Source organism: Campylobacter sp. RM16188 (assembly GCF_012978795.1).
In the GTDB taxonomy this organism is placed as follows: domain Bacteria; phylum Campylobacterota; class Campylobacteria; order Campylobacterales; family Campylobacteraceae; genus Campylobacter_A; species Campylobacter_A canis.
Map to the genome: position 1 here is coordinate 41,616 of NZ_LIWQ01000014.1, position 21,051 is coordinate 62,666.

Below are 21,051 nucleotides of genomic sequence, written 5' to 3' on the forward strand. Positions count from 1 at the left end.
GTTAGTTTTTAATCCCTTTAACGTTATTATCATATTGATAGTAATTATCTGATTATAATAAAATGAAGCTTAAATTTTATAATTAGGAGTAAGCTTTGAAGACAAAATATATAAAATTTGCGGTTACTCTGTCCGCCATAACCGCTTCGGCAGTATTTGGCGCAGAGAGCATCGCTCTTGGCGAGGTTAAAGTCTTAGCAAATAAAATCAGCGAAAATTTAGAAAAAATCCCACAAAGTATAAGTGTCATTAGCGGAGTTGAGCTTGAAGAAAAGGGTATAAAAAATATAAGCGAATTAACGCAAATTTTATCAAATACCTATGCCACTACGGGTATTCATGAGGGGGTTACGGCACGCGGACTTAACGGCTCTGCGTTTACCAGCTCAAATCCCGTAATGATTTATATAAACGGCGTTGCGCAAGCCAATAGATACGGATATTACATACCTACTACAAATATCCAAAGAATAGAAGTCTTGCGAGGACCAAGTAGTACGATTTACGGCAAAGACTCTATCGGAGGCGTTATAAATATCGTACTAAAAGAGCCTAGCGAGGAACTATCAGGAAGTATCGCAAGCGAATTTGGCTCTTATAGATATTTTACCGGAATGTTTGATGCCAGCGGAGCGATCATACAAGATACGCTTTATCTTGGACTTAACGGCTCTGCTTCAAAAGACGGCGGCTGGATTACAAATGAGCTTAAAGGCGAAAAAGCAAATGATAAAAAAGATCACAATTTCGGTCTAAATTTGAAATTTACGCCTACAGATAAGCTTGCGATGAAGCTATTTTTTGACACTTACCGCAAAAGACACAACGGAAACGACGGCATAATGATACCTTATGCGAAATTTAACTCCATAACAAGAGAAGATGTGAAGCATGCGGAATTTCTAAGCGATACGTACTCGATAGAAAAATCAAATTCACTCGCACTAAATTTAACCTATGATTTTGATAAATTTGACTTTACTTCCGTTACAGCGCTTAAAAACACAAAACAAAGAGGAAATTTCGATATGAGTTTTGGAGGCAAAGACTTTAAAAACTATCTTGGATTTAACGCATTTAGCGACATCAGAATCAAAGACATCTCCCAAGAGCTAAGAGTCGGAAGCAAAGAAGGGCAAGATACTAAATGGATAGGCGGAATTTATTTTGAAAACGAAACAATAGACAAAAAAAGAGTCGGACAGCAGCTTCCGCCAATGCCTCCGTTTTTGCCTAATGCAAACGAATCGGATGCGCCTTCAAAAACTCACGAAAAAACAATGTCTGCATTTGGGCAAATAGGCTATCTAATTACGCCAAAGCTTGAAGCAACGCTTGGCGGAAGATACCAAAGAATCAAAAAAGACGTAATCGTAAGATCATATTCATACCCTATCGGAGGAGCCAAAGGTGCTCCTTTTGTTTTTGAAGATGAAAGAACTTTTAATTCATTTTTACCTAAATTTGCTCTTAGTTACGCATTTACAGAGGCTCTTAGCGCATACGCTTCTTACTCTAAGGGATATTTATCCGGCGGCTTTAATCTCTTCGCTGCAGGAGGCGAAAAAGAAGACAATAGATTTGATTCTCAAACTAGCGATAACTATGAGATAGGCATTAAAGGCGCGTATGAAAATTTTAGATTTTCAGCTGCCGCGTTTTACATGGATATAAAAGATACTCATATTTATTTCGTTGATCCTGCAAATCCAAACAATATCAAAACAGGAAATGCCGATAAAGCCGTTTCAAAAGGGCTTGAATTTGAAAGCACGGCAAGATTAAGTAAGCAAATCGATCTAAATTTCGCAGCAAGCTTACTAAAGACCAAATACGGCAACTACCCGAATTTAGACGGCACAAACGCCAAAGGCAACAGGATAGAAAAAAATCCAAGCTATAAATTTACTACGGGCTTAAGCTATCATGCTCCTTTTGGGTTATATGCAAGACTTGATACGAATTTAGTAGGCAAAACTTACTTCAATCCGCAAAATACTCTTATGCAAAAGAGCTATTTTACAGCCGACACCAAGATAGGCTATGTGAAAGGAAATTTTGATATATACGCTTATGTTAGAAATTTGACCGATAAACAGTATTTTTCAAACGTATTTGATAGGGGCTACGGGCTGCTTGTCGCTTACGATAAGGGTAGAGTCTTTGGGCTTGGTGTTAGATATAGTTTTTAAATTTATAAAGGAGAATTTATGAAAACGGTTAAAATTTTATCCATTTTTACCGCATTTATGATTACAAACTCTGCTTTGGCTCATGATGTTTGGGTATTTGGACAAAACGGCGATAAATTTACTGCAGATATCGGGTTTGGGCATGATTTCCCAAAGTACGAAGAGATTCCTAAAAATAAACAAAAATCATTTGCCCCTTTAGTCGTAGTAAAAAAAGACGGCAGCAAGATAGAGCTAAAACAAACAGGCGAAAGCTACCACTATGAAGGCGATAAGCTTAAAGAGGGAAGCTACTTGTTATTAGGCGAATTTATGCCTACTTTTTTAACTCAAGACGAAGATGGAAACTGGCATGACGACGGCACTAAACAAAACGTAAAAAATCCAAAATACTGCTTACACGCTAGTTTGCCTGCAAAAAGCGTGATAAATATAGGGGGTTCAAAAGATGAATTTGTAACCAAGCCTGTAGGGCAACACCTTGAAATAATCCCGCTTGAAAATCCTGCGAATTTCAAAGTGGACAAACCGTTTAAAATAAAAGTCTTATTTGAAGGGAAACCTTTAAAAACAGCAAAGATTGAAGGAACGCTTGAAGGGTTTTTAAAAGATAAAAGCGCATTTTACGCTACAACGGATCTAAAAGGCGAAACGGAAGTCTTGGCACTTAAAAAAGGAAAGTGGATACTAAAAGCCACTCACAAATTCGGCTTTGAGGACAAAAATATATGTGATGAGGAGCTTATAATCGCCTCTTTTACTTTTGAAATAAAGTAAATTTATAAATCTTAACCGCCAAATTTCGGCTAAATTTACTTGGTCGAAATTTGGATTTTATAAAATTAGTAACTAAATTTAGCTACTGTAAAATTATACTTACTAAAATTTCAATACAAATGCACCATCTTGATAAAAAATATTATTATTCATTAATAAATTCTTAATCAAATTTAAAAATATTTTTATCTTTAGTTCATAAAATAAAGTTTTAAAGTTTAAAAGATATAATAGCTAAAAATTATTATAAGAAAGGAAAATAATGTCCGTAACACAAGACAGACGGAATTTTATCGGATTGGCATTCGGTGCGGTTGCTGCCGTAGGCGGTGCTTTTTCGCTTGTAGCCGTCAAAAAAACTTGGGATCCGCTCCCGAGCGTAAAAGCGGCAGGATTTACTACCGTAGATCTTAGTCCCATGAAAGACGGTGAAATGCGCCAAATCGAATGGCGTAAAAAACCTATCTTTATTCTAAAAAAAGATGCAAATATGCCTGCTAACGACAAAAGAGACGTAGTAGTCGGGGATTCAAGATATATAGTAGCCATAGCGCTTTGCACCCATCTTGGCTGTATTCCTGAGTGGAGAGCAAGCAAGCAAGTCTTTATCTGCGCCTGTCACGCGGGAGAATTTAACGTAGACGGTATCAACACCTTCGGTCCTCCTCCAAGACCTCTTGATATACCGCCGTTTAAAATAGACGGGACTAAGCTAGTACTTGGCGAAACGGGTCCTGAGTATGAAAAACTTGTGGATCAGGCATAGGAGGGAAATATGGCACAAATTCGTAAATCGACGGGGATAATGGACTGGCTGGATCAAAGAATAGCGCTTAATAAAATGATGAAAGTGCTAGTTAGCGAGTACTGGATACCGAAAAACATAAATTTCTTGTGGGCTATGGGCGTTATCCTTACGACGCTTTTTGTATTGCTTTTAGTAACGGGCTTTTTGCTTATGATGTATTACAAGCCTGATATAAATTTAGCCTTTGACAGCGTAAACTACACTATCATGAAAGAGGTTGAATATGGCTGGTTATGGCGACATATACACGCAGTTGCCGCATCTGTTATCTTTTTAATCATCTACATTCACACGTTTACCGCGATTTATTACGGTTCATATAAAAAAGGAAGAGAGCTTATCTGGGTAAGCGGCATGTTGCTTTTCATACTATTTTCAGCCGAAGCTTTTAGCGGATATATGCTTCCATGGGGACAGATGAGCTACTGGGCTGCGATGGTTATCACAAACTTATTTGGCGGAATTCCTGTGATAGGAGATGCCGTAGTTGAGTGGATCAGAGGCGACTATGCGGTTAGCGACTCGACTCTAACGCGCTTTTTCATGCTTCACGTATGCTTACTTCCGCTTGTTTTGATAGCGGTTATCGCGCTTCACTTCTATACACTTAGAATTCCTCATGTAAACAATGAAACAGGCGAGGAGATAGACTTTGATGTAGAGGCTGAAAAATATCTAAAAGGCGACAAAGCAAACGCGAAAGTTATACCTTTCTGGCCGGGATTTTTAGCAAAAGACTTCATGTATATCGGATTTTTCATGATCTTTTTCTTCTATCTTGTGTGCTTTCACTTCAACTTCGCGATGGATCCGATCAACTTTGAGCCGGGCAACCCTCTAAAAACTCCACCGCACATCTATCCTGAGTGGTATTTCTTGTGGCAGTATGAAATTTTACGCGGATTTTTCTTTGATATATTTGGCTTTTCTGCTTACAATATCGGTCTTATCGCGTTTGCATTTGCGGGTATCGCGCTATTTTTCATGCCGATATACGATAGAAGCGACGTTGTTGCTCCTGCGCACGAGAGAAAGGGCTTTTTCGTATGGTTCTGGCTACTAGTGATTGACATGATAGTTCTTACGATATTTGGAAAGCTTCCTGCAGACGGAGTTACAATGGGAATTTCAAATTCATGGATAGGATTTTACTCAACGATTACATTCTTTATCTTGCTTCTTGTGGTACTACCTATCATAACTACGCTTGAAAAGAAAAGGGGTGGCAAATGAGAGAGCTAAAAATTCTTATAGTTGTTGTTGTTCTATCACTGATAACATACTGGGGCATTGAGCCTTATGCTCACTCGATCATGCATCCTAAGGTAGATCCTGTTAATTACAACTTTGCCGAGGGCGACGTAAAGCAAGCTGAAGTAGTAGTTAGTAAAAGAGAGGCTGATTTAGAGAGCGCAAAAAAGCTTGGAGAGACAGCCAAGATAAAAAATGCGGAAAAAGACTTGCAAGAGGCGAAAGACTCTCTTGAAGAGTACAAAACTTTTTGGGCTGAAATAGGTGCTATAGACTTTAAAAAAGGCAACGCCGAAAAAGGCGCGGAAGTATTTATGAACGCAGGCTGTGCGGGTTGTCACGGACTTGAGGCTGCAGGCATGCCTGCTCCTATGGATAATGCAAGTGCAAGCGAAGCTTATAAGGTAGTTCCGCCTGATCTAAGCACTGCAGGATATCTATATGATGACGCTTTCCTTGCAGCAGTAATAAAAAATCCAAATATAGCGCTAAAACTAAAGCATAAATTTAATGACGAAAATCCTTATCCGATGCCTGCATTTTTCGGAGCCGGCGGTGAAGACATAAACCAAGAGCTTGCCGATATGGTAGCTTATCTTAAGTCAGTAGCGCCAAAAGAGGTAAGTGATGAGAAAGTATTTGCAGACTCTTGCCAAAGATGTCACGACATGAAATACGAAAAACAATATGTCTTTACAAACCGCGTAAATTTAGCCGAATACATGGGGTCAAATCCGCCTGATCTATCTATGATGATACGCTCAAAGGGTGCTGATTATTTGCATAAATTTATCAACGACACACAAAAAATGCTTCCTGGAACGGCTATGCCAAGAGTCGGTCTAAACAAAAAAGCCGAAGAGCAAGTCGTAGCTTATATGCAAAAAGCGGGCGATGAGAAAAAAGCCGAAAGAGAGAGCTTGGGAATTTATATCATGATATACTTCTTAATCTTTGGAATCTTTGGCTGGCTATGGAAACGCAAAGTTTGGAGCGAGCTTCACTAAAATTTAAGAGCCTATTTTTAGGCTCTTTTCTCTTTTTAATCAACTTCATTATCTGATTTTAACTATCAAAATTTATCCAAATTTCTGATATAATTCGCTCAAATTTTAGACAAAGGCGACTCGTGATAACAAACATCTATCTATTTTTAGCTGCGTCATTTTTTGAAATTTTTGGCTGTTTTTCATTTTGGCTATATTTTAGACTTGCAAAATCTCCTGTTTGGCTCGGAGCAGGACTAATCTCACTCATACTATTTGCCTACATCCTAACTAAAATCGACCTTGAAGCTGCGGGCAGAATTTACGCGATATATGGTGGCATATACATACTATCTTCGTTTTTATGGATGATATTTGTAGAAAAAGAGATGATGAACAAATTTGACATCATAGGGTTAGCCTTTGTGATCTTAGGAGCGGGAATTATATATTTTGGCAACAAGCTAGCTTGAGCGCAAATTTCATCGCGCTCAAATTTTGCTTTTAGATTACCTCTCTTTTACGAAAAACGTAGCGCTTGCATTGTATCCTTTATGCAGAGCTTTTCCGATAAGCTCAGGAGCCATATCTTTGCCAACAAGCTTTTTCAAGCTTAAATTTACAACCCATTTGCCGCTTGAAGTGACTTTAAATTTAGTTTTTCCTTTCATCACAAACGAGCCAACAAATCCCGCCTCGCTTTGCTCACTGTAAGCTCTGATCTGCAAAGGCATTCCATCAACTATCTCATGCAAAGGCTCGCCCATAAAAAACACTTCAAATTCGACCACATCTCCAACCTTCACGTTTGAAAGGTCACTCACAGGCAAAAATTCAAGATCATGTCCTATAAGCTTTGGCTTTACCCATTTACCGTAGCTTATAAAAGCCTTGGCGAAGCTTTGAAAGTTAAAGCAGAGCAAAATCTCCTTGGCGTCTTTTATCTCATCCAGATAGATCATATCCCATTTGCTTCGGCCTTTTGCGTCTTTCCACCAAGAAAATTGCATCTTTTCCGTAGATGCGGCTACTTGATAAACACCTTCGGTTGCGTTTGTATCAAAGTATATCTTATTTGCAAATACATCTCCGCTAAAAATTTTAGCCGAAGGGAATTTTGCGTCCGCTTCCGCCGAGGCTACAATCTTTTCAAATTCATAATTTGCTTTTTTGTCAAATTTCAAATTCGCTTTTTTTAAAGTCGGATCATAAATTTCATAGCTATTTAGCGACTTTCCCTCAAAAAAATCATCTATAGGCACCAGATGTCCCCAGCCGAGAGTTACAACTACGCTTTTTGGCTTATCTTTAAAAAACGGCTGAGTTACATTTATATAAAAGTCATGAGCTGTCGCCGAAAGACTAAATATCAATCCAAGCAACAAGATAAAAAATTTATTTTTCATAGCTCACCCCTTAAAATTCCATCTTAAACGAAACGCCCGCTTGATAAGTTCGTCCTTCAACCAAATTTGGCAACCAGCCCTCATAATACTCCTGATTTCCTAGATTATTTATCCCAAAATAAGGTTCTAATACAAGCTTATTATCCATCTCATATCGGTATAAAATCTTAAAATTCCAGATTGTTTTATTATTTGAGGGATGATATTCGCCCAAATTTGCTGTATAACTAGACATGTTTTTATATTTTTTATATTGAACTCCTTGCAAATTTGCATAAAATCCGTTTAAATCATCAACACTAACTCCGTATTGCAAGATAGTTCCGGGCTTTCCCGTAATGTCTTGATTTTTTGCTTTATCTTTTTTACTAAGAGCCGTATATCCCAGATAAAGCGTTAGCCAGTCCGTAGGATAAATTTCAACCTTACTTTCAACACCTTTAACAACAGCCTCATCGATATTTGTAAATATCACTCTCTTTGGCCCTGTTATAAATTTTGACGAAATCATATCTTTATAATTTGTATGAAAATAGCTAATCTCGAAATTGCCCTACTCAATAATTCTTTGCTTTAAACCGACCTCATAGCCTTTTGCCTTTTCGGGTTTTACGTCAGGATTTGCCGCGACAAAAGCATTTCCCAGCATATGCCAGGCGGCAGGCGGATTAAACGCTTCGGAGTATGAACCCCAGATAGTCGTATAATCAAAATTTGTGCCGGCAAAAGGAAAGTAAGAGAGCGAAAACCTAGGACTAGTCGAGCTCTTTTTGTTTGACTTATCGTAAGTATAGCGATCGTATCTAACACCTGCAATTGCAAGAATTTGATCTATGGGTCTATACTCCACTTGCGTATATGGAGCTATATAAGTTTCTTTCTCTTTGGTATGGAAATTTAAGACGTTATTAACCCTAGCAGGATAGTCAAGCTTAGTGCTTTTACTTTGAACTCCGGCTATCATCCTTAGCTTATCCTCAGGCATCAAATTCAAAGTCGCCTTAGTCTCTGCATATACAAACTTATTTTTCATCTCATTTGTGTTGCGCTTGCTAAGATAGTCATTAATATCGGTAGTTCCCCAGCCGTTGTATCCATATGAATAATTAAAATTTTGCTCACCCGCTCCCAGAGTCGCATATAAAGAGAAAATATCATTAAATTTTCCGTTATAGCTTAAATTGGCGCTTTGGTATACGGACGGGTCGGCATCTAAAATTTTCTTTGTAGAATCAGGCAGCTTATCGTGCTGCTGACCTTTGCCACCAACTATGTTTCTGGATTTATTGTAAGTATAGTCAAAGGTAAGAGTATGATCATCGTTTATATCATAATCAAGCCTTGTATAGAAATTTTGTCTTTTGGTTTTGTTAAAAGGTATTACGCCTCTTGGGGTTTTAAATTTATCTTTCTTGTCGGAATAGAGGCTAAAAATATAAGAGAATTTATCAACCCCTCCACCTAAAGTCACCCCCCCGCAAAGATTTATCGCTACCAAATCCTGATTTTATACTTAAGAAAGGATGGTTCTTATCGCCTTTTTTCATGATCACATTTACAACTCCGCTAATCGCTCGTCCACCATGCATTGTTGATTGCGGTCCTTTTAAGACCTCTATCCTCTCTACAGCCTGCATATCGACCAAATTCGGATCAAAGGTGTGATCCATGGCAAAATGCTTACTATCCCTGCCGTTTAAAAGAAAAGACGGAGCATAGCCCCTGATATCAAACACTCCTAAACCAAAGGTATTGCTTGGGCTTGTAAAACCAGGCGTGCTTTTTAACGCATCAAAGACGTTATTTACACCCGCTTTGGTATTGATATCATCGCTAGTTATGACATCAACGCTAGCAGGAACCTCTTCAACTTTGATTGGAGTCTTAGTAGCAGTTACAGTAACTTCGTCAAGTGCTACTCTGCTTGGTTTTATTTCTGCCGCATCTAATTGCAAAACAAGACTAGCAGTTAAAATAGAAAAAGCAAAGGCTTTTTCAAACAAACTTTTCATATAGTCCTCCTTGCATAGAAATATCTTAATAACAATAATCAAATTTTATAAATAAAACTATATTAAATATTTCCTTAAAATTTATTAATATACTATTTAAATAAGTATTACTATGGTAGATATTGGGGTTAAATTTGTAAGATTAAATAATATTAAGTTTAAAATTTAAGAAATAAAATATACTTTAAAAAGTAGTTGTTTTAGAGTAAATAAAGAGCAAGGACTAATGCAGCCTACTTGCCCTCTTGGAAAGCTCCGACAGATAAGATTTTATTCATTCTAGCGCTTAAAATTTGATCCATGCTTTGATCTTCAAGCTTAGCAAGTTCATCTGTAAAATATGTCGCAAGCGCTTTTACAGCACTATCTTTATCTCTATGAGCACCGTTTAGGGGCTCTTCTATAACGTCATCTATTAAATTCAAGCTCTTTAGATCATCTGCGGTTATCTTCATAGCCTTAGTTGCTTGTTCTTGCTTGCTTGGATCATTCCAAAGTATTGCGGCACAACCTTCAGGAGAAATAACCGAAAATACCGAGTTTCTCATCATAGCAAGTTTATCGGCTACGCCTATTGCAAGAGCTCCGCCACTACCGCCTTCGCCTATTACGACCGCTATCATTGGAGTTTTTAAATTTGCAAATTCAAAAAGGTTTCTAGCTATAGCTTCGCTCTGTCCGCGCTCCTCTGCCGCAATTCCCGGATATGCGCCCGGAGTGTCTATCAAAAATAGTATCGGCAAGCCAAATTTCTCGGCAAGTTTTGCAACACGAAGCGCTTTTCTATACCCTTCAGGATGAGGCATACCGAAATTTCTTTTTAGTTTATTTTTAGTACCGCGACCCTTTTGCTCGCCTATAACAACTACTTTTTTAGAGCCGACATATCCGATATAACAAACTATCGCATGATCATCACGAAATGCCCTATCACCGTGAATTTCGTAATAATCAGTCATCATCCCGCGCACATAATCTATAGCATACGGGCGATCAGGATGACGAGCAAGGCTTAGCCTTTGATACTCGTTTAAATTTTTGTAAATTTTAGCAGTCTCTTTTTCTAGATTTTTATTTAAAATTTCAACAGCATGTTCATCGCCGCGAATTTTAGCATTCGCTATATCATCATCAATCTGCTTAATACTCTTTTCAAAATCTAAATAACTAGCCATTTTAGTCCAATTTTTTAAATACTACCGAACCGTTGGTTCCACCAAAGCCAAACGAGTTGCTCATGATAGCTTTAAGCTCGGCTTTTCTAGCAACATTTGGCACATAGTCCAAATCGCACTCAGGATCTTTTGTTGTCTGATTTATGGTTGGAGGTATAATCCCGTCACGTAAAGCCATTATAGAGATGACCGCTTCTATGGCTCCTGCGGCTCCCAAGCAGTGTCCTGTTTGACCTTTTGTAGAACTAACCGGCGGACAATTGCTGCCAAATAGCTCTTTTAGCGCAGCAGTTTCATTTCTATCGTTCGTTGGAGTTGAAGTTCCATGAGCATTTATGTAGTCGATCTTAATATTGCCTGCCATTTTAAGAGCTTTTTTCATAGCATTTAGAGGTCCTTCAAGAGTCGGCGCCGTAATGTGATAAGCATCTCCGCTCTCTCCAAAGCCTACTATCTCAGCATAAATTTTAGCCCCTCTTGCCTTAGCGCTTTCGAATTCTTCAAGCACTAAAGCCCCGCTTCCTTCACCCATAACAAAGCCGTCTCGCTCTGCATCAAAAGGACGAGAAGCTTTTCCCGGCTCATCGTTTCTGGTTGAAAGTGCCTTCATAGCGGCAAATCCACCGACACCTACACCGCATATTGTAGATTCCGCACCTACGACAAGCATCTTCTCGGCTTCGCCTATCATTATCGTCTTAGCCGCTTCACATATCGCATGTGTAGAAGCCGCGCAAGCCGTAACGCTTGAAATGTTTGGTCCTCTAAGTCCATGCTCGATAGAAATTATACCGCCAAGCATATTTACTAGTGCAGAAGGGATAAAAAACGGAGATATTTTTTTAGGACCTTTTTCGAGCAGTATATTTGAGTTCTTCTCGATATTTGGCAGCCCTCCGATACCTGCAGCCGAGCTTATACCAAATTCGTTAGCGTCAAATTCGCCAAAATTTGCGTCAGTCATAGCTTCGCGAGCTGCTTTGATACCAAGTTGTATAAACCTATCGACTTTCTTAACTTCTTTGCCGTCCATTACGGTCAAAGGATCAAAGTCGGTAATTTCAGCGGCGATTTGAACAGGATATTCAGAAACGTCAAAAGACGTTATCTTCTTCACTCCGCTCTTGCCCTCGCAGATAGCCTTAAAAGAGCTCTCTTTATCGAGTCCAAGAGCATTTATCATACCGATTCCGGTGACTACAACTCTTCTCAATATATCTCCTTATTTTTATCTATAAAAAGAATTATTTATTTAGTTTTTCTATATAAGTTACAACGTCGTTAATACTTATTAGCTTTTCAGCTTCGCTATCCGGAATTTCAACTTCGAATTTCTCTTCTAAAGCCATAACAAGCTCAACAACGTCAAGTGAATCAGCGCCTAGATCTTCGATAATCTTTGACTCAGGCTTAACAGCCTCAGGGCTTACGCTAAGTTGCTCAACAACAACATCTCTAACATCATCAAAAACTGCCATTTGGGGTCTCCTTATTAAAAAATGTTTCAGATTTTAATATATTTTTGCTTAAACTACATATAAAGTCCGCCGTTTACCTTAAGCACATCACCTGTAATATAACTTGCGTGATCGCTTAGCAAAAATGCGATAGTTTCGGCTACTTCGCTTGCATCTCCAAGACGTTTTAGCGGGATATTGTTTATATAGTTTTGCTTAATCTCTTCGCTTAAAACCTCCGTCATATCAGTTTGTATAAAGCCAGGTGTTACGCAGTTAAATCGCACGTTTCTGCTCGCTCCCTCTTTAGCAAGGCTCTTTGTCATAGCTATCATGCCGCCTTTACTCGCCGAATAATTAACCTGTCCCACATTTCCCATCTCGCCTACTATGGAAGCTACGTTAACAACAGCTCCAAAGCGCTTTTTGCTCATCACTTTTAAAGCCTCTCTTGAGCCGATAAATGCTGATGTCAAATTCGCATTTAGCACGTTTATAAACTCGTCCGTTTTCATACGAAGTGCAAGTTTATCGTTTGTGATTCCCGCGTTATTTACAAGGTAACTTAGCTCGCCGTCGGTATCAACAATCAAATTTATGCCTTTTATAAATTCATCTTCGTCGGTGGCGTCAAATTTTATTACCGCAGCGGCTCCGCCGTTAGATACTATCTCAGCTTGCAAAGCATCCGCGATCTCAGGCTTTGAGCGGTAGTTTATCCATACTTTTAGCCCCATGTTTGCAAGCGTTTTTGCTATCTGCGCACCTATACCGCGGCTTGCACCGGTAATAAGAACGTTTTTCCCACTGAATTTCATATATTGCCTTTCTTGACGTATTTTTTCGCCTCTGTTTATAAATTTAAAATTTGGACAATTTTAGCAAAGTAAAGTTAAAAAAGCTTAACTAGACTTAAATTTTTAAACTAACTTAAATATTGCGTCTAAAAAAGCGGCTCGTCCATCTCGGTCGGTTTTTCAAGCCCCATTAGCTTAAGAACGCTTGCTGCGATATTATTTAGCCCACCGGTTTTTACTTCCTTTACTCCACCACCTAGCACAAAGCAAAACACATCGTAAGTCGTGTGGTTTGTGAGCATTCCGCTTTTATCTCGCATCTCTTCGCAGTTACCGTGATCACTCGTAATTATCATCGCATAGCCCTTTTCCTCTACCTTAGCGACAATCTTACCAAGCGCTCTATCTACAGCCTCTACTGCTTTTACGCCTGCATTAAAATCGCCAGTATGGCCTACCATATCGCCGTTTGCGAAATTTACTACGATAAAATCCTGCTCATCATCAATCGCTTTTAAAACCGCATCGCATACACCATCAGCGCTCATTTCAGGCTTTTCGTCATAAGTTTTAACTTTTGGGCTTGGGATTAAAATTCTAGTTTCGTTTTCAAGCAGTTCCTCAACTCCGCCGTTAAAGAAAAAAGTCACATGAGCGTATTTCTCCGTCTCTGCCGTATGAAGCTGGCGAAGTCCGGCACGAGATATAACCTCTGCTAAAGTATTTGTTATCTTGTCGTTTTCAAACAAAACAGGAAAGCTAAAATTCGCGTCGTATTCGGTCATCGTTAATAAATTTTCCATTACGAAAGGTCGCTCAAATTCACTAAATTCACTCACGCCAAACGCCGCTACTATCTGCCTCATCCTATCGTTTCTAAAATTTATAAACACAACTCCGTCATCTTTGCCAATCCCTTTAAAGCCGTTAAAACTGGCAGGTTTTATAAACTCGTCCAAAACGCCATCATTATAGCTATTTTGGATATATTCGCTTGGTTTTAGGCTCTGTAAATTTGCACCATCAATCATAGTCTTGTAAGCTTCATTTACCCTATCCCAGCGCTTATCTCTATCCATAGCGTAAAATCTACCGCAAATCGTAGCCACGTTAAATTTCTCTTCAAGCTGCTTCACAAATTCAGCCGCACTCGTAGGCGCTACGTCCCTACCGTCGGTTATAGCGTGAGCATAGACACTACAACCGTTATTTATAGCAAGCTTGCACATATCGTCAAAATGCTCAAGATGAGAGTGCACGCCTCCATCGCTATAAAGCCCGATGATGTGGATATTTTTACACTTTTTAAAAAGCTCTTTTAGTTTTGCGTTTTGAGAGAGTGAGCCGTCTTTAAACCCAAGCGAAATTTTTACCAAATTTTGATACAGAACCCGCCCGCTTCCTATGCACATATGCCCTACTTCGCTATTTCCCATTTGCCCCTCAGGCAAGCCTACCGCAAGACCTGAAGTCTTGATAAGCGAATTTGGCACATTTTTAAATAACCAATCATAAGTCGGCTTTTTCGCCGCTGCAAATGCGTTAAATTCCGAGTTTGGATTAAATCCTATGCCGTCTGTTATTACTAAAATAGTTTTTTGTTTCATATTTCATTCTTTAAATTTAGATAAATTTTAAGAGCATTATACTAAAATTACTCTTTTTAAAAATAAAGGCTCACATGTTTTATTATCTTTATGAAATCCTAAATTTTAACATCTTTCAATACATCACGGTTCGCGCAGGCATAGCGTTTTTCATATCTTTTGCGCTTACCGTTTATCTTATGCCTAAATTTATCGCTTGGGCAAGGGCTAAAAACGCCAGTCAGCCGATTTACGAGCTTGCTCCAAAAACGCACCAAAAAAAAGAAAAAACCCCGACCATGGGAGGCATAGTCTTTATGGTAACTGCGATACTGGCAACTATCATCTGCGCCAGACTTGATAATAGCTTTGTTATCGCCTCTTTGCTCTGTCTTGCGGGTTTTACGGCGATCGGGTTTAAAGACGACATATCAAAAATTCTAGGCGCAAACAACCACGCGGGGCTAAGTCCTAAAGCCAAGCTTTTAGCTCAAATTTTAGTATCGTTTGCGGTTTCAACCGTGCTTTATTTTAGCGGCGATATAGGAACCGAATTTTATGTGCCGTTTTATAAATTCCCGCTACTGGATCTTAAAATTTTTGCCATAGTCTTTTGGACGCTAGTTATAGTTGCGGCCTCAAACGCAGTAAATTTAACAGACGGGCTTGACGGACTTGCAGCCGTTCCCGCAATGCTTTCGCTTGTCACGTTAGGAATTTTTGCCTATATCTGCGGACATGCGCTATTTAGCTCTTATTTACTACTTCCAAAGATCATCGGCGTGGGCGAAACTATCATCATCGCTTCGGCTCTAATCGGCTCTTTGATGGGGTTTTTGTGGTTTAACTGCCATCCCGCACAAGTTTTCATGGGTGATAGCGGAAGCCTTAGCATAGGCGCTTACATAGGACTTATGGGAGTTATGACTAAAAACGAAATTTTGCTTATTATCATAGGATTTATCTTTGTAATTGAGACTTTAAGCGTTATTTTGCAGGTTGGAAGCTTTAAAATTTTCAAAAAGAGAATTTTCTTAATGGCGCCTATTCATCATCATTTCGAGATTAAAGGCTGGGTTGAAAACAAAATCATCGTTAGATTTTGGATCATCGCGCTTTTAGCAAATCTAATCGCTCTAACGGCGTTAAAGATAAGATAATGAAAAGAAGTTTGTTCGGTTACGGCGGCACGACCAAGGCTATTGCCAAAAACTGCCAAGATGAAGGAATTTGGGATGTATATGATGACAAATTTAGCCAAATTTCAAAGGATGAATTTGGAAATAATCTTTTGCCGGTAAGTGAATTTAATCCAGACAAAAGCGAACTTGAGATCCCAAGCCCCGGCTTTCCTCCGTATCATGAGCTGATTAAAAAATCGCAAAATTTGATAAGTGAATATGATTTTTTCGCTTCAAAGATGCCTTTTAGCGTATGGATAAGCGGCACAAACGGCAAAACAACCACAACCAAGATGATGCAGTACCTACTAGAAGCAAAAGGCTCGGTAATGGGCGGAAACGTAGGCACTCCGCTAGCCGAGTTAGACACTAAAGCCAAAATTTGGATACTGGAGACCAGCTCCTTCACGCTTCACTACACAAACCTTGCAAAGCCTGATATATACGTGCTTTTGCCAATAACACCTGATCATCTAACTTGGCATGGCGACATGAGCTCTTATGAAGCTGCCAAACTTAAACCGCTTGGCATGATGAGCGAAAACTCGGTTGCTATCCTGCCTGAAATTTACGCAAATACTCCGACAAAAGCGCATGTGATAAGCTATAAAAATGAAGAGGATTTGGCTAAATTTTGCGGAGTTGCCACAAATGAGATAAATTTCAAAGTGCCGTTTTTAATGGACGCTCTTTTAGCGCTGGCGGTACAAAAAATAATCTTTGATAGGTGCAACGCGAATTTACTAAACAAATTTGTGATAGAGAGCAATAAACTTGAAGAATTTAAGGACAAATTCGGGCGGATTTGGGTAAATGACACAAAAGCTACAAATATCGACGCGACCATTCAAGCTCTAAAGCGATATGAGGATAAATTCCTGCACCTAATACTAGGTGGAGATGATAAGGGTGTCGATATGACGCAGCTTTTTGAGGCTATAAATAGTGCAAATACTAAAATTTACGCTATCGGCTCAAATAGCGATAAGATTATGAAGCTAGCTGAGAAATTTCAAATTCCAGCTCTAAAATGCGAATTTTTAGATGTAGCCGTAACGCAAATAGATAAAAATTTAAAAAAACCGACTAAGGAAGCAAATTCAAAAGAGGCTCAAATTTTAGACGAGATAGCTCTTCTAAGTCCTGCTGCTGCAAGCCTTGATCAGTTTAATAGCTATGCCCAGCGAGGAGATAAATTTAAAGAATTTGTTGCAAATTTATAAATTTAATTTTGTTTTTAACCTAATTTTAAAATTTAAAATTGTATAATCACATTTCTTTTTTAGGTGGTTGGATAGCTCAGTCGGTAGAGCAGCAGACTGAAAATCTGCGTGTCGGCAGTTCGATTCTGCCTCTAACCACCATTTCTTTTAAAATCCTTATTTTATCGGTATTTTTAAGCTTTAAGGTTTGTCTAGGTGCCATCTTAGGTGCCATATATAACAATACAATTCAAAATAAACTTTTTACTTTTATTTTTGATTTATTGTATGGTTTTTCTAAAATTTAACAAAATTTTAGAAAAAAATCTAACTACCAAAATATTGGTATTTAAAAATAAAAAAATAAACAAATCTGATTTTCGGTATGCCAAAATTCAAAAAGCTAAATTAAAATTTATACACAAATATCCTACGCATCTAAAAGCAAAATCAATATTTAGCTAACACTTACTTAGCAAGCTCATCTGAGCTTGCTGTAAGGTCTTGCCAGACGGGCTAAAATTATCACAATTTTTTTTTTGAATAAATTGTGATAATTTTTATAGTGACAGAAAATAAACAGTCAGTTAATACCGGCTACTCTGAACAAGTGATATTAACTTATTTATTTTTGCCAAACTAATCGGTGTGTTTTTTTGATATGCCATTCATCAAAAAACAACTGTTGTTTTAAACATTTTTAAAACACTTAAAAATTTATACTACGTAATATTGAAAATTTAGCTTATCATAAGTAGCATAGGCAAATTTTAAGTATACTAAAATTAAAGTATTTTAAATAAGGTTTTTATTTTCTCAAATTTTTTCTTGGATTTTTGTTATTAGCTTATTTATCTCATTTTCTATTTCATCAAGCTCAACAATAAACCATTCTTTGGGTTTTACTACATTGCCGTTTGGTAAAGTAATTTCGGTTTGGAGTTGCCTATTTGAAAAAATATGATGCAATTTTTTTTCAAGCTCTACAGGGCTGAAGTTTATCACTTCATATTGTACTACGATCTCAACAGGTGAATACAAATATGTAGGTTCATTCTGAGCATTTGCGATCCTCTCTCTTATATTTTTCTTTGTTGTAGAACCAATCTTATAAAGATTTTTCAATTTACAAATTTGTTTGTTTGTGCTAAGCGATCTTAAAACATAAACAAAGCCTGTTTGTATATCTTTGCTTTGATCTTTATTTTCTACAACCCTATAAGAATCAGACCTTCTAAAACCTGCAGCAAGTGAATTTTGTCTAAGATTTGCAAAAGTGCCATTTTCATAGACAACAAACATTTTTGCATTTTTAACTCCGCCGTGTGTTTTAAATTCCTCTGTTTTTTTCTCAATATAAAGCATAATGCCTTTTAATACAAAAATATCTCCATTTTTTATATCTTGTGAATTTCCTATCGCCTCTAACTTCATTTCGCCAGAACTTATTTTTGAGTGTATTTGTTTAAAAAACTGTTCATATCTGTCAAAATTTTCCAATTTTGTGCGTTGCGCATAATCATCCGGCTGAATTCTTCTTTGCTTTGGCTTTAGTAAGCCAGATGTATCAAATAGAGATTTTTCCAACTCATTGTTTGATAAAATTTCATTAAGCCCACTCAATGCTTCATCAAGTGTTGAAAATTTATCTTCCTGTGGCAAATCTCGGTTCTGCTTATCTTGTAATTCTGGCAAATTTGGGAGGAGATTAAACCCGTCTAGCCTTTTTAACTTCCAGAGCTTTTTTTCATCATTTTTTATTGCCTCAAGCCTAAGAAAGAGCCTTCTTTCACTACTGCCTATTTTTGCTTTTTGTGGTAGTTTGCCATTTTGTTGAAAAAAATCATTTATTGCTTTAAAATCTAGCTCATCTTCATCTATCGCTAAGATTTCTTTTTGCTCTGATTTTAAAATTTCAGCAAAAAACGGATCACTAAAAACATCATCTAAATTTTTATAATCAGCCATTTTTTTGTCTATTCTTTAAACTCTGAAGCTTTGCCAAAGCATAAGCTAGCCGTTTCTCGAATTCATCATCACTATCTCTATCTGGCAACCTTGAATTTTGATCATAAAATTGCTTTATTTTATTTGCAGCTACCAATAGTTCATCTTCACTTATCTCTATTTTTTGTGCGTCAATAGCCTTTTGTATGATTTTTAATGTCGGAGCATCTAGTTTTTTAGACATTAGTTTATAGGCTTCTTGAAAAGGACAAATCTTCTCTATTAAATTTATATCAAGCTCATCTACTAACACTAACTTGTTAGCCATTTTAATAAATTCTCTATTTCCGCTCACGTTCTCAAATCTTGCATTTTTTAATGCCAAATCAGTTATTACATGCTGCCTAACCTCATCTATTTCACTATCGTTTAAATTAGGATACACTTTTTGTATCACTTTTGGAATAAGTAGATTGTTTATAAGCTTTGGGTCTCTTGACGCCATTGCTCTTTGCACATCATTATCGCTTAAAATGCTAGCCCTTAACTCATGCAAGTCGTTTTCTAAAATTTCTTTTACTTTTGGATTAGATGGCTCTTTTAAGCCTTTTACATAGATATAATCTGCCGAGCTGCTTTTTTCGTCTGTATTTTTTCTTGGCTTAAATTTTATATCAGGTGCCAAAACTTGCTCCATTAGTAATGATGCCGATATGGCTTTTAGCATCGTATTTACACTGCCTTTAACTTCCTCTTGCGAAGCATCTGGGCTTGCTATTAGATTTGTAAACTGTGCTTTTTTCTTATTTGAACTATCTCTTGTGCAGCGACCGATTATTTGGACTATTTCTGTTAATGAACCGCGATATCCTATCGTGAGAGCATGTTCGCACCACGGCCAGTCAAAACCCTCTTTCGCCATATTTAAAGCAATGATGATATCCATATCATCTAAATTTTGCATTTGTCTTAGATAAGACGAAACTTTGTCTCTTTCGCGACTATCCGTTACCAAGTCCGCCACTTTTAAAATTTTGCCATCTTTTCTCTCTATATGGTAGACGCCATTTTCATCACTAAATTTAAACTCACCAATAATGTCTACTATACTATCTACTTCGTTGTATTTATCCTTTGTTGATTCTGATGAATTTACGCTCGGTATGTGTATTATAGTCTTTTTGTCTGTATCCAGCACTTCTCCAAGTGCATCAAGATATGAACCGGTATAGAAGTGGTAGCCGATGCCAAAACTTTTTAAATACTCATAGCCGTTTAGTTGTTCGTAGTAAGTATAAGTTACTTTAGCAAACTTCTCTTCATCTTCGGGTTCTAATATCACTGCACTATCTCCGCGAAAGTATGAACCGGTCATAGCTATTATATGAGCAGTTGAGTTTCGCATTATGTTTCTTATGGCATTTCCTAGGACAGAACTATAGTCTGACGACACATGATGAAATTCATCTATCGCCAAAACACAATCATTAAATTTCGCATCATCTCCTATTGCCTCGTAGGCAAATCTTAAAGTAGCATGAGTACAAAGCAAAATCTCATCATTTGAATTTATAAATTCTATAAACTTTTTTATCTTACTGTTTTCACCCACAGCGCTTACAAGATTATTTTGTGGCTCTATTTTCCAGTTATAGCCATATCCGCTGCTTTTAAGATCAGTATCTCTAAAAGAAGCACCAATTGATCTTTCAGGCACAGCCACAATAACCTTATTAAGACCTTGTTTGCAGAGCTTATCAAGTGCAATAAACATCAAGGCTCTTGATTTTCCAGAAGCTGGTGGAGCTTTTATCAATAAGTACTGTTCATTTCTTTTTGCATAAGCTTTAGCTTGCATTTGACGCATTCCAAGACTATCTATACTTTTGCTTTTGCCGCTTTGTGCATAATTTATATCTATTAAATTTTCACTCATTTTCCAGCTCCGTTATTCGTTTTTGATATAGGTTTAAAAGCAAAGCCAATCTTTCTTCATCGTTTTTAAACTCAGCTCTTTGATAAAGTCCATCTACTATTCTATCAAGTCTTTTATGCAGATTTAAAAGCTCCTCATTCATAGGCTTTGGATTGTTTTGGGCTAACGGCGAACCGTAAAGTTCTGCGAGAGAGCCCCCTAAATAGTCTCGTTTATCCAAAATTTCTCCGATTTGCTCCTCTAGCTCGTCTTTTTGAGATTGTGAAATTTGAGGAACAACAAAAGTATTATAAACCAAACTTGCAGAGTAACGATAACGAGTTTCTAATTTTCCGCCG

Annotated in this window: 18 protein-coding genes, 1 tRNA gene and 1 pseudogene; 9 read left to right on the forward strand and 11 right to left on the reverse strand. The window is 37.7% G+C overall.

Annotation, left to right across the window (positions count from 1 at the left end; genetic code table 11):
* Window positions 1-95: 95 nt before the first annotated feature.
* From CDOM16188_RS08960 to CDOM16188_RS08985, 6 genes are all read left to right on the forward strand, one after another.
* Complete coding sequence (locus CDOM16188_RS08960) at window positions 96-2,192, forward strand: TonB-dependent receptor (protein ID WP_172201519.1); 2,097 nt, start codon at window positions 96-98, stop codon at window positions 2,190-2,192.
* A gap of 18 nt (window positions 2,193-2,210) precedes the next feature.
* The gene (locus CDOM16188_RS08965) at window positions 2,211-2,969 is read left to right on the forward strand and encodes a DUF4198 domain-containing protein (protein ID WP_172201521.1); all 759 of its coding nucleotides are present in this window, start codon (window positions 2,211-2,213) and stop codon (window positions 2,967-2,969) included.
* A 262-nt stretch (window positions 2,970-3,231) separates the two neighbouring features.
* Window positions 3,232-3,735, forward strand: a complete 504-nt coding sequence (petA, locus tag CDOM16188_RS08970) for a ubiquinol-cytochrome c reductase iron-sulfur subunit (RefSeq protein ID WP_172201523.1) — start codon at window positions 3,232-3,234, stop codon at window positions 3,733-3,735.
* A gap of 9 nt (window positions 3,736-3,744) precedes the next feature.
* Window positions 3,745-5,010, forward strand: coding sequence for a cytochrome bc complex cytochrome b subunit (locus CDOM16188_RS08975; protein WP_169972779.1), 1,266 nt, complete (start codon window positions 3,745-3,747; stop codon window positions 5,008-5,010).
* Complete coding sequence (locus CDOM16188_RS08980) at window positions 5,007-6,035, forward strand: c-type cytochrome (protein WP_172201525.1); 1,029 nt, start codon at window positions 5,007-5,009, stop codon at window positions 6,033-6,035. The genes CDOM16188_RS08975 and CDOM16188_RS08980 overlap by 4 nt, the downstream gene beginning before the upstream one ends.
* Before the next feature lie 122 nt (window positions 6,036-6,157).
* A complete protein-coding gene (locus tag CDOM16188_RS08985) occupies window positions 6,158-6,487 on the forward strand; it encodes a YnfA family protein (protein ID WP_367649346.1) in 330 nt (109 codons plus the stop codon).
* Window positions 6,488-6,523: 36 nt separating this feature from the next.
* Here CDOM16188_RS08985 and CDOM16188_RS08990 read toward each other — a convergent pair whose 3' ends face one another.
* The 8 genes and pseudogenes from CDOM16188_RS08990 to gpmI all read right to left on the reverse strand — a co-directional run bounded on the left by CDOM16188_RS08990 (window position 6,524) and on the right by gpmI (window position 14,468).
* Window positions 6,524-7,420, reverse strand: coding sequence for a DUF4198 domain-containing protein (locus CDOM16188_RS08990; protein ID WP_172201527.1), 897 nt, complete (start codon window positions 7,418-7,420; stop codon window positions 6,524-6,526).
* A gap of 10 nt (window positions 7,421-7,430) precedes the next feature.
* A pseudogene (locus CDOM16188_RS11360) lies at window positions 7,431-8,891 on the reverse strand (TonB-dependent receptor plug domain-containing protein).
* Window positions 8,869-9,432 (reverse strand): TonB-dependent siderophore receptor, encoded by a 564-nt coding sequence (locus tag CDOM16188_RS09005; protein ID WP_172201533.1) that lies wholly within the window; start codon window positions 9,430-9,432, stop codon window positions 8,869-8,871. Before CDOM16188_RS09005 ends, CDOM16188_RS11360 begins: the two are co-directional and overlap by 23 nt.
* A gap of 233 nt (window positions 9,433-9,665) precedes the next feature.
* A complete protein-coding gene (accA, locus tag CDOM16188_RS09010; RefSeq protein ID WP_172201535.1) occupies window positions 9,666-10,607 on the reverse strand; it encodes an acetyl-CoA carboxylase carboxyl transferase subunit alpha in 942 nt (313 codons plus the stop codon).
* A 1-nt stretch (window position 10,608) separates the two neighbouring features.
* The gene (locus CDOM16188_RS09015; protein WP_172201537.1) at window positions 10,609-11,820 is read right to left on the reverse strand and encodes a beta-ketoacyl-ACP synthase II; all 1,212 of its coding nucleotides are present in this window, start codon (window positions 11,818-11,820) and stop codon (window positions 10,609-10,611) included.
* A gap of 31 nt (window positions 11,821-11,851) precedes the next feature.
* Window positions 11,852-12,085, reverse strand: a complete 234-nt coding sequence (gene acpP / locus CDOM16188_RS09020; RefSeq protein ID WP_169939845.1) for an acyl carrier protein — start codon at window positions 12,083-12,085, stop codon at window positions 11,852-11,854.
* Window positions 12,086-12,138: 53 nt separating this feature from the next.
* Window positions 12,139-12,882 carry a 3-oxoacyl-ACP reductase FabG gene (gene fabG, locus CDOM16188_RS09025; protein WP_172201539.1) on the reverse strand — a complete coding sequence of 248 codons (744 nt, stop codon included), beginning with the start codon at window positions 12,880-12,882 and terminating at the stop codon, window positions 12,139-12,141.
* Between the two features lie 125 nt (window positions 12,883-13,007).
* Entirely contained in the window at window positions 13,008-14,468 is a 1,461-nt protein-coding gene (gpmI, locus tag CDOM16188_RS09030) for a 2,3-bisphosphoglycerate-independent phosphoglycerate mutase (RefSeq protein ID WP_172201541.1), read from the reverse strand.
* A 74-nt stretch (window positions 14,469-14,542) separates the two neighbouring features.
* On the opposite strand from gpmI, the gene mraY reads away from it, so the two are divergent.
* The 3 genes from mraY to CDOM16188_RS09045 all read left to right on the forward strand — a co-directional run bounded on the left by mraY (window position 14,543) and on the right by CDOM16188_RS09045 (window position 16,992).
* Window positions 14,543-15,607: a phospho-N-acetylmuramoyl-pentapeptide-transferase gene (gene mraY / locus CDOM16188_RS09035; protein ID WP_172201543.1), complete on the forward strand. Its 1,065-nt coding sequence runs from the start codon at window positions 14,543-14,545 to the stop codon at window positions 15,605-15,607.
* Window positions 15,607-16,851, forward strand: coding sequence for a UDP-N-acetylmuramoyl-L-alanine--D-glutamate ligase (gene murD, locus CDOM16188_RS09040; RefSeq protein ID WP_172201545.1), 1,245 nt, complete (start codon window positions 15,607-15,609; stop codon window positions 16,849-16,851). Before mraY ends, murD begins: the two co-directional genes overlap by 1 nt.
* A 65-nt stretch (window positions 16,852-16,916) precedes the next feature.
* Window positions 16,917-16,992: transfer RNA gene (locus tag CDOM16188_RS09045), tRNA-Phe, on the forward strand.
* A 654-nt stretch (window positions 16,993-17,646) separates the two neighbouring features.
* Here the strand turns inward: CDOM16188_RS09045 and CDOM16188_RS09050 are convergent.
* The 3 genes from CDOM16188_RS09050 to CDOM16188_RS09060 all read right to left on the reverse strand — a co-directional run.
* Window positions 17,647-18,798 (reverse strand): GIY-YIG nuclease family protein, encoded by a 1,152-nt coding sequence (locus tag CDOM16188_RS09050; protein ID WP_172201547.1) that lies wholly within the window; start codon window positions 18,796-18,798, stop codon window positions 17,647-17,649.
* A complete protein-coding gene (locus tag CDOM16188_RS09055; RefSeq protein WP_172201549.1) occupies window positions 18,791-20,713 on the reverse strand; it encodes a DEAD/DEAH box helicase in 1,923 nt (640 codons plus the stop codon). Before CDOM16188_RS09055 ends, CDOM16188_RS09050 begins: the two co-directional genes overlap by 8 nt.
* The coding region (locus tag CDOM16188_RS09060) for a type IIL restriction-modification enzyme MmeI (protein ID WP_367649347.1) at window positions 20,706-21,051 on the reverse strand (346 nt) is incomplete at its 5' end. The genes CDOM16188_RS09060 and CDOM16188_RS09055, both read right to left, overlap by 8 nt.

Excerpts from the sequence above, each read along its gene's own strand:
- CDOM16188_RS08965 (WP_172201521.1), top strand. The coding sequence starts at position 2,211 with ATGAAAACGGTTAAAATTTTATCCATTTTTACCGCATTTATGATTACA.
- petA (WP_172201523.1), top strand. The coding sequence starts at position 3,232 with ATGTCCGTAACACAAGACAGACGGAATTTTATCGGATTGGCATTCGGT.
- CDOM16188_RS08975 (WP_169972779.1), top strand. The coding sequence starts at position 3,745 with ATGGCACAAATTCGTAAATCGACGGGGATAATGGACTGGCTGGATCAA.
- CDOM16188_RS08980 (WP_172201525.1), top strand. The coding sequence starts at position 5,007 with ATGAGAGAGCTAAAAATTCTTATAGTTGTTGTTGTTCTATCACTGATA.
- CDOM16188_RS08990 (WP_172201527.1), bottom strand. The coding sequence starts at position 7,420 with ATGAAAAATAAATTTTTTATCTTGTTGCTTGGATTGATATTTAGTCTT.
- CDOM16188_RS09005 (WP_172201533.1), bottom strand. The coding sequence starts at position 9,432 with ATGAAAAGTTTGTTTGAAAAAGCCTTTGCTTTTTCTATTTTAACTGCT.
- accA (WP_172201535.1), bottom strand. The coding sequence starts at position 10,607 with ATGGCTAGTTATTTAGATTTTGAAAAGAGTATTAAGCAGATTGATGAT.
- acpP (WP_169939845.1), bottom strand. The coding sequence starts at position 12,085 with ATGGCAGTTTTTGATGATGTTAGAGATGTTGTTGTTGAGCAACTTAGC.
- fabG (WP_172201539.1), bottom strand. The coding sequence starts at position 12,882 with ATGAAATTCAGTGGGAAAAACGTTCTTATTACCGGTGCAAGCCGCGGT.
- gpmI (WP_172201541.1), bottom strand. The coding sequence starts at position 14,468 with ATGAAACAAAAAACTATTTTAGTAATAACAGACGGCATAGGATTTAAT.
- mraY (WP_172201543.1), top strand. The coding sequence starts at position 14,543 with ATGTTTTATTATCTTTATGAAATCCTAAATTTTAACATCTTTCAATAC.
- murD (WP_172201545.1), top strand. The coding sequence starts at position 15,607 with ATGAAAAGAAGTTTGTTCGGTTACGGCGGCACGACCAAGGCTATTGCC.
- CDOM16188_RS09050 (WP_172201547.1), bottom strand. The coding sequence starts at position 18,798 with ATGGCTGATTATAAAAATTTAGATGATGTTTTTAGTGATCCGTTTTTT.
- CDOM16188_RS09055 (WP_172201549.1), bottom strand. The coding sequence starts at position 20,713 with ATGAGTGAAAATTTAATAGATATAAATTATGCACAAAGCGGCAAAAGC.